11 protein-coding genes are annotated in these 14,677 nt (G+C 68.4%); 4 read left to right on the top strand and 7 right to left on the bottom strand.

The features are described 5' to 3' along the window. Positions 1-94 precede the first annotated feature (94 nt). Positions 95-1,525: an endo-1,4-beta-xylanase gene (locus tag ACFZBT_RS09320; protein WP_391100389.1), complete on the bottom strand. Its 1,431-nt coding sequence runs from the start codon at positions 1,523-1,525 to the stop codon at positions 95-97. 333 nt (positions 1,526-1,858) lie between these two features. On the opposite strand from ACFZBT_RS09320, the gene ACFZBT_RS09325 reads away from it, so the two are divergent. Both ACFZBT_RS09325 and ACFZBT_RS09330 read left to right on the top strand, forming a co-directional pair. After that, positions 1,859-3,328, top strand: coding sequence for a non-reducing end alpha-L-arabinofuranosidase family hydrolase (locus ACFZBT_RS09325; RefSeq protein WP_391100392.1), 1,470 nt, complete (start codon positions 1,859-1,861; stop codon positions 3,326-3,328). A gap of 442 nt (positions 3,329-3,770) precedes the next feature. Continuing rightward, positions 3,771-4,736, top strand: coding sequence for a glycoside hydrolase family 6 protein (locus tag ACFZBT_RS09330; RefSeq protein WP_391100395.1), 966 nt, complete (start codon positions 3,771-3,773; stop codon positions 4,734-4,736). A gap of 348 nt (positions 4,737-5,084) precedes the next feature. On the opposite strand, the gene ACFZBT_RS09335 is transcribed toward ACFZBT_RS09330, so the two are convergent. After that, the gene (locus ACFZBT_RS09335; RefSeq protein ID WP_391100398.1) at positions 5,085-5,210 is read right to left on the bottom strand and encodes an NAD(P)-binding protein; all 126 of its coding nucleotides are present in this window, start codon (positions 5,208-5,210) and stop codon (positions 5,085-5,087) included. Positions 5,211-5,235: 25 nt separating this feature from the next. Then, a complete protein-coding gene (locus ACFZBT_RS09340) occupies positions 5,236-5,628 on the bottom strand; it encodes a nuclear transport factor 2 family protein (RefSeq protein ID WP_391100401.1) in 393 nt (130 codons plus the stop codon). A 122-nt stretch (positions 5,629-5,750) separates the two neighbouring features. Between ACFZBT_RS09340 and ACFZBT_RS09345 the strand changes: the two genes are divergently transcribed. Further along, entirely contained in the window at positions 5,751-6,335 is a 585-nt protein-coding gene (locus tag ACFZBT_RS09345; protein WP_391100403.1) for a helix-turn-helix transcriptional regulator, read from the top strand. Positions 6,336-6,735: 400 nt separating this feature from the next. Here the strand turns inward: ACFZBT_RS09345 and ACFZBT_RS09350 are convergent, their stop codons facing one another. The 4 genes from ACFZBT_RS09350 to ACFZBT_RS09365 form a co-directional block, all read right to left on the bottom strand. Next, entirely contained in the window at positions 6,736-7,545 is an 810-nt protein-coding gene (locus ACFZBT_RS09350; protein ID WP_391100406.1) for a GDSL-type esterase/lipase family protein, read from the bottom strand. Positions 7,546-8,076: 531 nt separating this feature from the next. After that, positions 8,077-8,412, bottom strand: coding sequence for a respiratory nitrate reductase subunit gamma (locus ACFZBT_RS09355; protein ID WP_391100408.1), 336 nt, complete (start codon positions 8,410-8,412; stop codon positions 8,077-8,079). Positions 8,413-8,685: 273 nt separating this feature from the next. Then, positions 8,686-10,413 carry a glycoside hydrolase family 6 protein gene (locus ACFZBT_RS09360; RefSeq protein WP_391100412.1) on the bottom strand — a complete coding sequence of 576 codons (1,728 nt, stop codon included), beginning with the start codon at positions 10,411-10,413 and terminating at the stop codon, positions 8,686-8,688. Between the two features lie 86 nt (positions 10,414-10,499). Beyond that, positions 10,500-10,976, bottom strand: a complete 477-nt coding sequence (locus tag ACFZBT_RS09365; RefSeq protein WP_391100414.1) for a hypothetical protein — start codon at positions 10,974-10,976, stop codon at positions 10,500-10,502. Between the two features lie 652 nt (positions 10,977-11,628). Here ACFZBT_RS09365 and ACFZBT_RS09370 point away from each other — a divergent pair. After that, a complete protein-coding gene (locus ACFZBT_RS09370) occupies positions 11,629-14,544 on the top strand; it encodes a glycoside hydrolase family 48 protein (RefSeq protein WP_391100416.1) in 2,916 nt (971 codons plus the stop codon). The last annotated feature ends 133 nt before the right edge of the window (positions 14,545-14,677 follow it).

Here is a 14,677-nt window from a genome sequence, read left to right on the forward strand (position 1 = left end):
GACCCGGGACCACCAGCGCTGTGTACGAGGAGGGGCGGGAGGATCCGCACCGTCGGTCTTCATCGATTCACCCTTTCGTCGGTGACAGGTCCCCTCAGGTGCGCGTCCAGCGTTGGTTACTGCCGTTGGAGCACGAGTAGAGCTGGATCAGGGTGCCGTTGGCGGTGCCGCTCCCGACGGCGTCGAGGCAGAGGCCGGACTGGACGCCGACGATGGTTCCGTCGGAGCCGAGGCGCCATTTCTGGTTGTCACCGCCCCAGCAGCTGTAGATCTGGACTTTGGACCCGTTGCCGGTGCCGGCGGCGTCCAGGCACTTGTCGCCGTAGACCCTGAGTTCGCCGGCGGCGGTATACGTCCACTGCTGGTTGGTGCCGGTGTGGCAGTCCCACAGGTGCAGCTGGGTGCCGTCGGCCGTACTGGTGCCGGGCACGTCCAGGCAGCGGCCCGAACCGACCCCCTTGATCGTTCCGCCGCCCGGAGAGGGCGTGGAGGTGCCGCCGTTGAGCGCGTTGAGGACCGCGGTGTAGGCCGGCTTCTTGCTGCCGTCGCGGTTGAACAGCAGCGGCGTGTGCTCCGGTCGCCAGGAGTCGCTGTCGCGCACGCCCCAGACGGTGATGCCGAGACAGCGGGGGACGGCGAGACAGTCGTTGGTCACGTTGGCGTAGGTGGTGGCCGGGGCGCCCTGGATGTCGAGTTCGGTGATGGCGACGTCGACGCCGAGGGCGGCGAAGTTCTGCAGGGTGGTGCGGAAGTTGCTGTTGTAGGGGCTGCCGCTGTTGAAGTGCGACTGGAAACCCACGCAGTCGATCGGAACGCCGCGCTGCTTGAAGTCGCGGACCATGGCGTACATGGCCTGGGTCTTCGCCCACGTCCAGTTCTCGACGTTGTAGTCGTTGTAGCAGAGCTTGGCGGCCGGATCGGCGGCGCGCGCGGTGCGGAAGGCGACCTCGATCCAGTCGTTCCCGGTGCGTTGCAGGTTGGAGTCGCGCCGGGCTCCCGAACTGCCGTCTGCGAAGGCCTCGTTCACGACGTCCCACTGGGCGATCTTGCCCTTGTAGTGGGCCATCACGCCCTTGATGTGGTCGTTCATCGCCTGACGCAGCGCGCTGCCGCTGAGGGCCTGCATCCAGCCCGGCTGCTGGGAGTGCCAGGCCAGGGTGTGGCCGCGCACCTGCTTGCCGTTCTGCACCGCCCAGTTGTAGACGCGGTCACCGGCGGTGAAGTTGAACTGACCCCGCTGCGGTTCGGTGGCGTCGATCTTCATCTCGTTCTCGGCCGTCACCGAGTTGAACTCGCGGTTCGCGATCGTCGTGTACGCCGAGTCGCCGAGCCGGCCCGAGGCGATGGCGGTGCCGAAGTAGCGGCCGCTCTGCGCCGCCGCGGCACCGAGCGTGCTCTCGGCGGCGTGCGCGGTCGGCGTCGCGACCAGTGGGGCGACGACACCGAGTACGCCGATGAACAGCGCCGGCAGCAGGCCGCGGACCTTCCGGCGGCGAACGGGTCTGGGAAGGGCGTACGAGCCCATGGCTGTGCCTCCAAGGTAGAGATCACGGAAGGACTGAAGCTCAGGGGGAAGCGTCGTCCGGTACATCTGCCGTGCAGCACACGTGGTTCGGAATATCGAACTATGACCGGCCCCTCAGCCACGGAGCGTGCGGGATTGACGATGCATCGTCAACACTCCGAACGGAAGAAGTTTCCGACTCGCGTCCGAAACTTGCGGAGCCCCCGCTCCAGGGTGCGCCCGCTGTATGTGGACAGATCGGCGACAGGCCTTGACCAGAGAGCCTCACGTTCCTAACTTGTGCCCTCAAGCTTCCGGGAATCGCTCGAATGTTTCGAGAAATGAGGCCCCCACATGTGGTTGCGTCACCTGTCCCCGGTCCGCCCGAGACGATTAATCGCCGTTCTCGCGCCCTTGCTGCTCATGGTCACCTTCCTCGGTGCCCAGCCCGCAGACGCGGCGACCATTGACCCCAACGCCTCGTACGTGCTGGTCAACCGCAACAGCGGCAAGGCGCTGGACGTCTACAACATGGCGACCGGCGACGGCGCCCGCATCACCCAGTGGACCAGGAACGACCAGAAGCAGCAGCAGTGGCGGTTCGTGGACTCCGGGGGCGGCTACTACCGCATCGAGTCCCGCCACTCGGGCAAGGTCCTGGACGTCCACAACCGGTCCACCGCGAACGGCGGCTCGATCGTCCAGTGGACCGACCTGAACGCCACCAACCAGCAGTGGCGACTGGCCGACAGCTCGGACGGCTACGTGAGGCTCGTCTCGCGCCACAGCAACAAGGCCCTCGAAGTCCAGGGCGCATCCACCGCCGACAACGCGAACGTCGTCCAGTACGACGACTGGGGCGGCAGCAACCAGCAGTGGCAGCTCGTCAAGGTCGGCGCCGACGGCCCCGGCTCGTGCGATCTCCCGTCGGCATACCGCTGGACCTCGACGGGCGCGCTGGCCCAGCCCAAGGCGGGGTGGGCCTCGCTCAAGGACTTCACCGTCGCCCCCTACAACGGCAGGCAGCTCGTCTACGCGACGACGCACGACACGGGGACGAGTTGGGGTTCGATGAACTTCGGCCTGTTCACCAACTGGTCGGAGATGGCCTCGGCGAGCCAGAACAAGATGTCGGCCTCGACCGTCGCGCCCACGCTCTTCTACTTCGCACCGAAGAACATCTGGGTGCTCGCCTACCAGTGGGGCGGGCCCGCCTTCTCCTACCGGACCTCCAGCGACCCCACCAACCCGAACGGCTGGTCCTCCCCGCAGACGCTCTTCTCCGGCAGCATCTCCGACTCCGGAACGGGACCGATCGACCAGACACTCATCGGTGACGGGACGAACATGTACCTGTTCTTCGCCGGTGACAACGGCAAGATCTACCGGGCCAGTATGCCGATCGGGAACTTCCCGGGCAGCTTCGGCGCGACGTCGACCGTGGTCATGAGCGACACGAGGAACAACCTTTTCGAAGCCCCGCAGGTGTACAAGCTCCAAGGCCAGAACCGCTACCTCATGATCGTCGAGGCGATCGGCGCGCAGGGCCACCGCTACTTCCGCTCGTTCACGGCCACCAGCCTCAACGGCTCATGGACACCCCAGGCCGCGACCGAGAGCAACCCCTTCGCCGGCAAGGCCAACAGCGGCGCCACATGGACCAACGACATCAGCCATGGCGAACTGATCCGCACCAGCGCCGATCAGACCATGACCGTCGACCCGTGCCGCCTGCAGTTGCTCTACCAGGGGCGCAGTCCCGACTCCGGCGGCGACTACGGCCTGCTGCCCTACCGCCCGGGCCTGCTGACAATGCAGCGCTGAGGGCATGACACGAGTCCGGCTCCTCACGGAGCCGACGTGGCGGGCTCGGGGAAAGGCCGAGCCCGCCAGGCTCACGCAACAGCGCCGACGCACACACGGTGCCGACGCGCGCACGGCGCCGGGGCGTGAGGGCGGACAGCGCGCACCGGGCACAGGCCCGCCCACAACGCGGTGCCGCCGGTGGCGCACCACCAGCGGTCCGGGCGCACCGGCCCGCCCGGTGCGCCATGGCGGACAAGCCGGACGTCGGTGATGTGGCTGCACTCACCTCGGCCGCGCCGCTCGGGTCGTGGTGGCGTGGCGTCACCGGCCCGCCGCCCCGGACCAACTCGACCTGCTGATACCGACCGTGCCTCGGGGAGCACTTCCGACGGGAGCGCTCCCCGCACTCACCGCCGATCTCCGGACGCATCCCCGTCAGACAGAAAGCCGAGGTAATGCCATGCGCCGCAGACTTCTCGCCCTCGTGGCGGCACTGTCCTCGCTGCCGCTGGCGCTCGCCGCCGCGCCGTCCGCCCACGCGGCCGATCCGACGACCATGACCAGCGGGTTCTACGTGGACCCCGACTCCAGCGCGAAGCGGTGGGTCGCCGCCAACCCCGGTGACGGCCGGGCGGCCGCGATCAACGCCTCCATCGCCAACACCCCGACGGCCCGCTGGTTCGGCTCCTGGAGCGGCACCATCGGCACCGCCACCGGCGCGTACGTGGGCGCCGCGGACGCCCGGGACAAGCTGCCCCTCCTCGTCGCCTACAACATCTACAACCGCGACTACTGCGGAGGGCACTCCGCGGGCGGAGCCTCCTCACCGTCCGCCTACGCGAACTGGATCGCCCAGTTCGCGGGCGGAATCGCCTCGCGCCCGGCCGTCGTCGTCCTCGAACCGGACTCCCTCGGGGACTACGGCTGCATGACCCAGGCCCAGATCGACGAACGCGAGCGGATGCTGACCGGAGCGCTCGCCGAGTTCAGCCGTCAGGCCCCCAACACCTGGGTCTACCTCGACGCGGGCAACCCGGCCTGGGCGAGCGCGGCGACCATGGCCCAACGCCTTCACGAAGCGGGTCTCCGGCAGGCCCACGGATTCTCGCTCAACGTCTCCAACTACCTGACCACGGCCGAGAACACCGCGTACGGCAACGCTGTCAACAGGGAACTCGGCGCCCGGTACGGCTACACCAAGCCGTTCGCCGTGGACACCAGCCGCAACGGCAACGGCTCCAACGGCCAGTGGTGCAACCCTTCGGGCCGCCGCATCGGCACCCCTTCACAGCTGGGCGGAGGCGCCGAGATGCTCTTGTGGATCAAGGTGCCGGGCGAGTCCGACGGCAACTGCGGCGTGGGAGGCGGCTCCTCGGCCGGACAGTTCCTCCCGGAGGTCGCCTACAAGATGATCTACGGCTACTGACCGGGAGCCGCCGGGGACAACGCCATACGGATCGCTGGAGCAGACCGAAGGGGGACCTCAGGGCACTGTGACTGCGTCCTTCCTGACCTGCCCGGCGGGCCGACAATCGTTCCCCGCGGGCAGAGGGAGCAGCCGACTCAGGCCGCGAGCACGAACACGATCGCGGGACCATTCCCGCGGTCGCGGGGATGAACTCGACCTGACCTGTGTCCGGGCGAAGGGTTTGGGGCTGATGCCCAGCGATTCAAACGGTGCCGCTGCTGGCGGAGCAGCGCTTCGCAACGCACGCAGTTCGTTGCCGTCGAGCACGGTGGTCCCCGGGTAGCGGCTTGTTGGAGCCAGTAAGCGCTATCGCCGGATGGAGGTGGCGCAGCCGCCGGGGAGGTTGTGGCGTTCCATCAGGAGAGTGCGCAGTCCCGCGCGTTGGAGAATAACGGCGGCGGTCAGTCCGGCGTTGCCCGAGCCGATGACCACCGAGTCGAGGTTCGTCGTCGCGTGGCTACTGTTCGGCGGCCTCTCGGGCGATCTGTTCGAACTGGGCGCCCATGGCCTCGGCGAGCGCCTGGGCAGCGGAGAGCGGACGCACCATCACCATGAACTCGTCGATCTTCCCCTCGTCGTCGAAGTGCAGGAAGTCGCACCCTTGGAGCTTCTTGCCGGCGACGGTGGCGGTGAAGACGAAGGCGTGGTCGCGGCCGTCGGGGTTGGCGATCTCACGGATGTAGGTGAAGTCCTCGAAGACCCGGGACACGCCGCGCAGGATCGCGGCGGTGATGGCCTTGCCCGGGTACGGCTTGAAGGCGACGGGACTGGTGAAGACGACGTCGTCGGAAAGCAGAGCGGCCACGGCCTCCATGTCGTCACTCTCGACGGCCTTACGGAAGGGATGCATGAGCCTACCTGTACTCAGAAATGTGAATAGGTGCGGTGGAGCCTAGAGGGCCCGTTAAGGCTTGTCTACAGGGAAAGGGCGACTATTAGTCACCTTGTTGAATAGTCTGCTAGCGTGGATCCATGGCTTTGCGGAACGCGGTGATGGCCGCGCTGCTGGAGGGCGAGGCGTCCGGGTACGACCTCGCGAAGGCGTTCGACGCGACGGTCGCCAACTTCTGGATGTCGACACCTCAGCAGCTCTACCGGGAGCTGGATCGCATGGAGGCCGAAGGACTCGTCACGGCCCGCGTCGTCGAGCAGGAGCGCCGCCCTAACAAGCGGCTGTTCTCCCTGACGGAGGCCGGGCGGAAGGCCGTCCACGACTACACCGCCGAGCCCATGGGTAAACCGGCCGTGATCCGGGACGAGTTGCTCGTCAAGGTGCAGTGCCTGGATGCGGGCGACATGGAAGCGGTCCGGACTGCCATCGCCGAGCGCATGGAGTGGGCCACCGCCAAGCTGGCCCGCTACGAGAGGCTCCGGCAGCGTCTGCTCGACGGGCGCTCGGAGGAGGCGTACTTCGCTGAGGCCGAGCGCATCGGCCCGTATCTGACTCTGCTGCGCGGCATGTCGTTCGAGCGGGAGAACCTCCAGTGGGGGGACATGGCGCTGCGCAGGCTCGAACAGCGCACGGCCGCCCTCCGGGCGGACGCGGAGACGCGGTAGCAGCCGGGGAGGGTGCAGCCGAGGGCGTTGCCCACCTGGCCGCTGATGGCATGGGTGGCGAGCATGCCGCAGGCGACGAGGACGAGCGAGTAGTAGAGGGCACTCAGCCCCGGGCCGCTGTGCGAGTCGAGCGGATGCCCGTCCCGACCTGTGCCACGGTCGGGCCGGTCAGCAGCAGGAGCACGGCAACGGCAAGCTCTGCCTGAGCGGTCAGCTCCCTGCCCGCCTGTGCATAGGCCGACTGGCCAACACGGTGAGTGTCGGGCGGGCGGCGTTGCGCGCCGCCTCGGGGCTGGTGAGTGCGGCGACGGTGGAGGTGAAATCACGGGCGACGAGCGCGCCGAACAGCTTGCTTCGCCGAGCTCCTCCGTCATTCCCTTCTCGTCCACCACCTAGAGCATCACACCGCTGGGGCGGTGTCCCCAGCGGACGCGGCCACCGGAAGAAGCGTCGGCCGCTTGGCCTGGCGGCCGTCGCCGGAGGAGCGGCCACGCAGGCGGCGGCCGACCCAAGGGCCGAGGAAGGTGCCGGCCCAGCGCAGTTCGGCACCCACGGTCCTCCAGGCAGAGATGTCTGTCCTCGCGGCCGCCGGAAGGGGAAGGGTCCACTTGTCGTCGCTGCCCGGCAGACCGAGCGCATGGGCCACGGCAGCCGCGATGCGCGCGTGCCCCAGCGGGCCGGCGTGCAGCCGGTCAGCACACCACAACCGCGGATCGGTCGCCGCCGCGTGCGCGGCCGTCTCCGCCACCACCACTCCGTGGCGGTCGGCGGCCTCCCGGATACGCGCGTTGAGAGCGAGAACACGGTGACCGATCGGGCGGGCCAACGGCGTGATACGCCCGACGTCGGGAAACATGAGGGTCGCGACGGTGGCGCCCTGCGCGGTGAGGGCGGCGAACATCGCCTCAACGTGGCCGGCCACCTCGTCGAGGTCGCAGTTCGGCCGCAACACATCGTTGACCCCGGCCACCACGGTGGCGAGGTCGGGCCGCATCGCGAGAGCCGGAGCGAGCTGCTCGGCGCGCACCTGATGGGCCTTACGGCCGCGCACCGCGAGGTTGGCGTAGAGCAGGCCGGGGCAGTGTCGGGCGACCTGCTCGGCGAGCCGGTCCGCCCAGCCTCGAAGACCACGGACGTCGTCGCCGTCCCCGAGCCCCTCGGTGTGACTGTCACCCAGGGCGACATAGCGCAGATACCCACTGCTCGACACGGGGCCGACCGCCTCTCGTCAACGCTGCTGATGGAAGTGGCACACGGCCATCACTAAACAACTAGACACCTAGTCGCATTGTTGAATAGGAGGATAGCTGCGGGCTCACCTTCCTGCAAAGTAGCGCCCCTCAGGCAAGTGCTGAGGAGGTCGAGGGCGGGCAATCCACCGCCTCGGTTCCGCGCCGATCTCACCGCCTATTCCCTCTTCAGACCTGAGCACCGACCACAGTCCGCGTTGGCACCTTCGCGCCCGGGTCGTCAACGGCATGCACAACGAGGACGCGGTCGGCTTGGCCTTCGCCAGCCGTTTCGCGCCGAACCGCCCGTACCGGGTCACCTTCAAAGGTGGCATCCACGGCCCGGCCGACGAACACTCGGGAAGCCGGATCTCGTCAACCAGGGCGAACCCGCGCGCGGGACCACCACGACCATCAGCTGACATGCAGGTCCCGGCTTCCCGACGCTCAGGATCCCGGGAACCCGCGCGCTTCGTGGCGCACTGGCCTCATTGCCGCCGGCGCCAGCACCGTCAGCTGGACGGGCGCGGGCGCCCTGTGGCTGAACGTCCTCGGCCACTGGTGAAAACCCCACCCCGGAGCCTGGCGCCCGCGCGGCCCGGCTCAGCAGCCGGGCCCGTCGGCATGTCCATGGGCGGACAGCCCCGCTCCTCGACCACCGTGGCGGCCAGGCCGAGCACGATGGTCACGGTCAGCGAGACGTACATGGCCTTGTCGTTGCGCGTGGTGGCGGAGAAGACCAGGCCGACGGTGCGGCGCCGGTAGATCAGGAAGGACAGTCCGCCGAGCGTGGCGACGCCCGCGATCGTGCCGACCGAGCCATGTGCCGGTGCGGGCCTCCAGGGCATGGAAGCCCTGCGTGGCCAGATGCCCGTTGGTGGTGCCGGACACCACCGCGGGCAGGGCCGCCACGAACCACGGCTCAACCCGTGCGTATCTCCCGCTGACCCGAACCCGCCCAGCGGCCGGGACACAAGAAGTCGTGCGGAAATCCGAGGAATATCCGACGAAGCCCAGAAGATCCACGACGACATCCGCCACGGGAGCCGTGACGCCCCCTCCGCCGGGGCCCGGCTCACAGCAAGGGCCGACCCCCGGCGGACACGCACCCCTTCAGGAGGTTACGGAAGCGGTGGGTAGGCGTTCTGCATCAGCTGCCGGAACTGGGCGGAGAACCAGTGTCCCGCCACGGGCGCGTTCGGCAGTGAGCCCGAGGGGTTGTTGCCGTTGCGCGGGTTGCCGCCGTAGGTCGGGTCGCACATGCGGTCGAAGCCCTTGCCCTCGTCGTTGGGGATGGCGGCGCTGGAGCCGTCCGACTCCCCCGGCGGCTTGACCCATACGTAGGCGTCGATACCGGCGGCCGGTGCCGCGGTGGGCCGTTCGCCGATGCCGGCACCGCTCTGGTTGCACCAGTTGCCGGCGTGGATGCGCCGGTCGATGCGGCTGCCGTTGACGTAGTCGTCGACGGAGGTCATCGGGCCGGGACCGCTGGGCCGGGCGGCGCCGCCCCAGCCGTTGCGGGAGGTGTCGATCAGCATGCCGATGCCGGAGCCGAAGCCGGCCGCGACGAGCTTGTCCCGCAGGGCCTGGGCGAACGACTGCTCGTCCGCGTACTGGTTCCAGTCCAACCACTTCGACTGACGCACGGTCTGCCCGTTGACCGTGTCGGTGATCTTCAGGTGCGGCTCCTTGGTCGGGCTGTAGTTGGCGGTGTTGACGATGAACCCGGCCACGTCGTTCACGCTCGCGCCGTTGGTGGTGGCGACCTTGTGGAACTGCTGCACGGCGGGACCGAGGTTGCTGTCCCAGCCGAGCCAGCCGTGGTGCGCGGCGTCGATGTAGTTGTAGACGTTCGGGATGGCACCGAGCTTGTCGAGGGCGTAGGAGACGCCCTTCTCGTAGTTGCCGTTGGCCTTCATGGTCACGCAGGCGTCGGTGGTGGTGGGGGTGCCGCCCGCGTTGGTGACCAGGTTGGGCAGCGAGTCGGGTTCGATGATGGTGGCGATCCTCAGGGACGCGTACTTCGCGTCGGAGAGGATCGAGGTGACGGGGTCGATGTACTGGGTCTTGTACTTGTCGATCTCGTCGGGCTTGAGCTCACCGTTGGAGGCGAGGGCGGCACAGTCGCGGCCCGGGAGGTCGTAGATGACCACCTGGATGACGAGTTCGCCGGAGCCCTTCTGCTTCAGGGCCTCATCGAGGTGGGCGCGCAGCCCCATGCCGTCGTTCACGCCGTTGATCGCGGCGATCCGGTCGAGCCACACAGCGGTGGGCTGGTCGGCGATGCGGCTGCCACCCGGCTCGGCGGCGGCCTTGGCCGACCATTCGGGGTTCACATAGGCCTTGGCTCCGACATAGGGATTGGCGACACGACTGCCGTTGTCTCCGCCACCCCCGCCGTTGTCGCCTCCGCCGCCCGAGCCGCCCCCGTCATCGACGTTGCAGGCCACGCCGTCGAGGGTGAACGTGGCCGGAACGGCGTTGGTGCCGCTGTAGGTGCCCTGGAAGCCGAAGCTGACCGAACCGCCGGTGGCGAGCGTGCCGTTGTAACTCTCGTTGGCGGCGGTGACGGCGCTCCCGCTCTGGCTGATCTTCGCGTTCCAGCCGCTGGTGACCTTCTGGTTTCCGGCGTACGACCACTTCACCGACCAGTTCGACTTGGCGGCAGCGCTGTTGGTGATGGTGACGGCGGCGGTGAAGCCGGTGGCCCACTGGTTCTGCACCTTGTAGTCCACCGTGCAGGGGACCGAGGCGGTGGCGGCACCGGCCGGTGCCGTGAGGAGCGCAGCACCTGAGCTTCCGGTGAGCAGCGCGAGTGCGGCGAGCAGTGAGGTCCTGGTACGACTCATGAGTGTGGGTTCCTTCTCCTTCGGGATCCTTCTACCGATCACGGCCGCGCAGGCGGTCGCGCGGTCCGATGCCGTACGGGGTGGGCTTACCGTCGTGGTTCGAGACCGGGGACCGGCCGCAGCAGCGGTGCCCGGGTGTTCCCTCTCCAGCCCGGATAGGACGGACTGCGGTCGCCGAACCACTTCATGACCTGGCCGGTGACGCCGTGCGAGGAGGTGCTCTCACCGATCTCCCCGGCCACCAGGAGCAGTTGCGCGGCTGCGGGATCGAGCAGGGACGTCTGCCGGCTCTCGTCGGTGCAGGTGTCGGTACAGGCATTGAAGTTGTGGACGCGCCGGGGGCGACCGGATGGCGCAGGTCGGTGGGCTGCAGCCACCACGCGGCCGTTCTCGCACCTGCCGGCGACCGATACCCGGGCTGACAGCACGGACTGAATGTCCGGAATCGACTGCCGGCAGCCGGCGGGCACGTCGGAGCGGCCTGCCGAGATGCCGGCGTACCTGCCGCAGGTACGGTGCAGATCGATGACCCGGGTCATGCCGTGCGACTCGACGGGAGCCACGAGGCTGTTGTCGGCGGCGGCCTGTCCGCGCTCCCGTGGTCCGGTCTGTCGTCGGACAGGCCGTGTCGAAGCACCTCGCTGCCGGTCGGCTCCAAGCCCTCGGTCGTGGCGGCCACCGGCGTGCCGGACCGGGGCCAGACGGCGTTCCGGTCCTGGGTGAGCGTCCGACTGTCGGCGAAGATCGAACGGCGATGTCCGACCGTGCGGCGTGACGGACCCGTCGGTACTACCTACTGAAACGTGGAAGCCGTTGTCCCGCTGATCGTCGACGGTGTGCTCCCTCGGCCGAGGACGCGTTGCTCCCCGGGCCAAGACCATCGGGACGACCGTGGTGGCGACGAGCGCGTCGGCGCCCGCAGCGGCTAAGAGTATCGAAGGTGGGGGGTGTCGCATGAGCGACTCCTTGCAGTTGAGCGCGCCGTGACCGGCGCGCCGCCTGATTGGAATCGCTCCCACTGGTGCGAAGGACGGTAGCGCCCAGTGGCGCGGTTGCCCAGGGGGCTGCCGAAACTTTCGTTGAACTGAACCGTTCTGAGCCTTCGAGTCTTCAAGCGTCTTGACCGCCATTGCCCGCATCCCCATTATGGGAGCGCTCCCACTGGCCAAGACTTGTCCTTCCCCGAGCCGCATAGCCGCTAGGAGGAACCAGTTCATGGATCCCGGACGCAAACGCAAAGCCGTTCGGCGGGTGTGGACCGCCGTGGCAACCGCTTTAGCCCTGCCCCTGTCGTTGCTGGCCACGGGTTCGGCTCCCGCTCAGGCGGCCGCACTTCGGTGCAGCGTCGACTACAAGACGAACGACTGGGGCTCCGGCTTCACCGCCGACCTGACGATCACCAACCGCGGCACGGACGTCATCGACGGCTGGACCCTGACCTACAGCTACGCGGGCAATCAGAAGCTGAGCAACGGCTGGAACGGCACCTGGTCACAGTCCGGCCAGTCCATCACCGTGAAGGACGCCGGCTACAACGGGAGGATCGCCGCCGGCGCCGCCGTTTCGACCGGCGCGCAGTTCAGCTACAGCGGCTCCAATGCCGCCCCCACGAACTTCGCGATCAACGGCACCAGTTGCACCGGCGCCCATCAACCCCCGATCACGGTGCTGACCAGCCCGGCAGCGGGTGCGGTGTACTCGCAGGGCGACGCCGTTCCGCTCGCGGCCACCGCCGCGGCCGCGGACGACGCCGCCATCAGCAAGGTGGAGTTCTACGACGACACCACACTGCTGGGCACGGACACGACGGCGCCGTACTCGCTCTCGGTCTCAAGCTTGACCGTGGGCAGTCATTCGCTCGTCGCAAAGGCCTACGACAGCCTGGGCGCGTCGGCGTCGTCCACGCCAGTCGGCATCATGGTCGCCTCTGGGCCCACGGTGGTCGCCACGCCCACCCAACTGGGCGTCCAGCAGGGCAAGACGGGCACGTACGAGGTGAAGCTGTCGAAGCAGCCGAGCGCGAACGTGACGGTGGCGACCGCTCGTGCGAGCGGTAACTCAGGTCTGTCGGTGACCGGTGGCGCCTCGCTCACCTTCACTCCCTCGAACTGGAACACGGCCCAGAAGGTGACCATCACCGCCGCCTCCTCGGGTACCGGCGCGGCGACCTTCGAGTCGACGGCCAACGGCCACGCGAAGGCCTCGGTCACCGTGACGCAGCTGGGAGCGACGAAGGACTACGACGCGCGCTTCCTGGAGCTGTACGGGAAGATCACCAACCCGGCGAACGGCTACTTCTCCCCCGAGGGCATCCCCTACCACTCGGTGGAGACGCTGATCGTCGAGGCGCCGGACCACGGCCACGAGACCACCTCGGAGACCTACAGCTACCTGCTGTGGCTCCAGGCCATGTACGGCAAGGTGACCGGCGACTGGTCCAAGTTCAACGGAGCCTGGGAGATCATGGAGAAGTACATGATCCCCACTCACGCCGACCAGCCGACCAACTCCTTCTACAACGCGTCCAAGCCAGCCACCTACGCGCCCGAGCACGACACCCCGAACGAGTACCCGGCCAAGCTCGACCCGTCCGCCGCGGCCGGCTCGGACCCGATCGCGGCCGAATTGAAGAGCGCGTACGGCACGGACGACGTCTACGGCATGCACTGGCTGCAGGACGTCGACAACGTCTACGGCTACGGCAACTCGCCCGGCAAGTGCGAGGCGGGCCCCTCGGACACCGGACCGTCCTACATCAACACCTTCCAGCGCGGACCGCAGGAATCGGTGTGGGAGACCGTCCCGCAACCCACCTGTGACGCCTTCAAGTACGGCGGCAAGAACGGCTACCTGGACCTGTTCACAGGTGACGCCTCCTACGCCAAGCAGTGGAAGTTCACCAACGCGCCGGACGCCGACGCCCGGGCCGTGCAGGCCGCCTACTGGGCGGACCTGTGGGCGAAGGAGCAGGGCAAGGGCGGGGACGTCTCCGCGACGGTCGGCAAGGCCGCCAAGATGGGCGACTACCTGCGCTACGCCATGTTCGACAAGTACTTCAAGAAGATCGGCAACTGTGTCGGGCCCTCGGCCTGCCCGGCGGGCACGGGCAAGGACGCCTCGCACTACCTGCTCTCCTGGTACTACGCCTGGGGCGGCGCCACCGACACCTCGGCCGGTTGGGCCTGGCGCATCGGCTCCAGCCACGCCCACGGCGGCTACCAGAACCCCTTCGCGGCCTACGCGCTCGGCAACTACGCGCCGCTGAAGCCCAAGTCGGCGACGGGCGCTGCCGACTGGGCCAAGTCCATGGAACGGCAGTTGGAGTTCTACCGCTGGCTGCAGTCGAGCGAGGGTGCCATCGCCGGCGGCGCGACCAACAGCTGGGCGGGCCGGTACGCCACCCCGCCCGCCGGGAAGTCGACGTTCTACGGCATGTACTACGACGAGAAGCCCGTGTACCACGACCCGCCGTCCAACCAGTGGTTCGGCTTCCAGGCGTGGTCCATGGAGCGCGTCGCCGAGCTGTACCAGCAGACGGGCAACGCGCAGGCCAAGACGGTCCTGGACAAGTGGGTCGACTGGGCGCTGTCCAAGACCACGTTCAACCCGGACGGCACCTTCCGGATCCCGTCGACGCTCCAGTGGTCGGGCCAGCCCGACACCTGGAACGCCTCCAGCCCCGGCGCCAACAACGGGCTTCACGTCACCGTCGCCGACTACACCAACGACGTCGGTGTGGCCGCCGCGTACGCCAAGACCCTGACGTACTACGCCGACCGCTCCGGTGACACCGAGGCCGCTGCGGCGGCGAAGAAGCTGCTGGACGGCATGTGGGACAACCACCAGGACGATCTGGGCATCGCTGTCCCGGAGACCCGCGCCGACTACAACCGCTTCGACGACAGGATCTACGTCCCGAGCGGCTGGACCGGCACGATGCCGAACGGTGACGCGATCAACTCGTCGTCGACGTTCGACTCGATCCGCTCGTTCTACGAGGACGACCCGGCCTGGTCGAAGATCGAGGCATATCTCGCGGGCGGCGCGGCGCCGTCGTTCACGTATCACCGGTTCTGGGCCCAGGCGGACATCGCCCTGGCCATGGGCTCGTACGCGGAACTCCTCGAGTAGCCCCCCGCTGAGGCCGCGTGCGCGACCCCGTCACCAGGAGACGGGGTCACCCGCCGGGCGGCCCCCGCACACAAGGGCCGCCCGGCAACCACCCGTTTCGCCGCCGAACGCGCCTGTCGGCCGTAAGTGGGGA

Origin of the sequence: Streptomyces sp. NPDC008137, from assembly GCF_042957035.1 — a bacterium.
In the GTDB taxonomy this organism is placed as follows: domain Bacteria; phylum Actinomycetota; class Actinomycetes; order Streptomycetales; family Streptomycetaceae; genus Streptomyces.

Bases quoted from the DNA above. Each gene is read 5' to 3' on its own strand.
- ACFZBT_RS09360 (WP_391100412.1), bottom strand. From the start codon at position 10,413: ATGAGTCGTACCAGGACCTCACTGCTCGCCGCACTCGCGCTGCTCACC.
- ACFZBT_RS09330 (WP_391100395.1), top strand. From the start codon at position 3,771: ATGCGCCGCAGACTTCTCGCCCTCGTGGCGGCACTGTCCTCGCTGCCG.
- ACFZBT_RS09355 (WP_391100408.1), bottom strand. From the start codon at position 8,412: ATGCCCTGGAGGCCCGCACCGGCACATGGCTCGGTCGGCACGATCGCG.
- ACFZBT_RS09345 (WP_391100403.1), top strand. From the start codon at position 5,751: ATGGCTTTGCGGAACGCGGTGATGGCCGCGCTGCTGGAGGGCGAGGCG.
- ACFZBT_RS09325 (WP_391100392.1), top strand. From the start codon at position 1,859: ATGTGGTTGCGTCACCTGTCCCCGGTCCGCCCGAGACGATTAATCGCC.
- ACFZBT_RS09320 (WP_391100389.1), bottom strand. From the start codon at position 1,525: ATGGGCTCGTACGCCCTTCCCAGACCCGTTCGCCGCCGGAAGGTCCGC.
- ACFZBT_RS09340 (WP_391100401.1), bottom strand. From the start codon at position 5,628: ATGCATCCCTTCCGTAAGGCCGTCGAGAGTGACGACATGGAGGCCGTG.
- ACFZBT_RS09370 (WP_391100416.1), top strand. From the start codon at position 11,629: ATGGATCCCGGACGCAAACGCAAAGCCGTTCGGCGGGTGTGGACCGCC.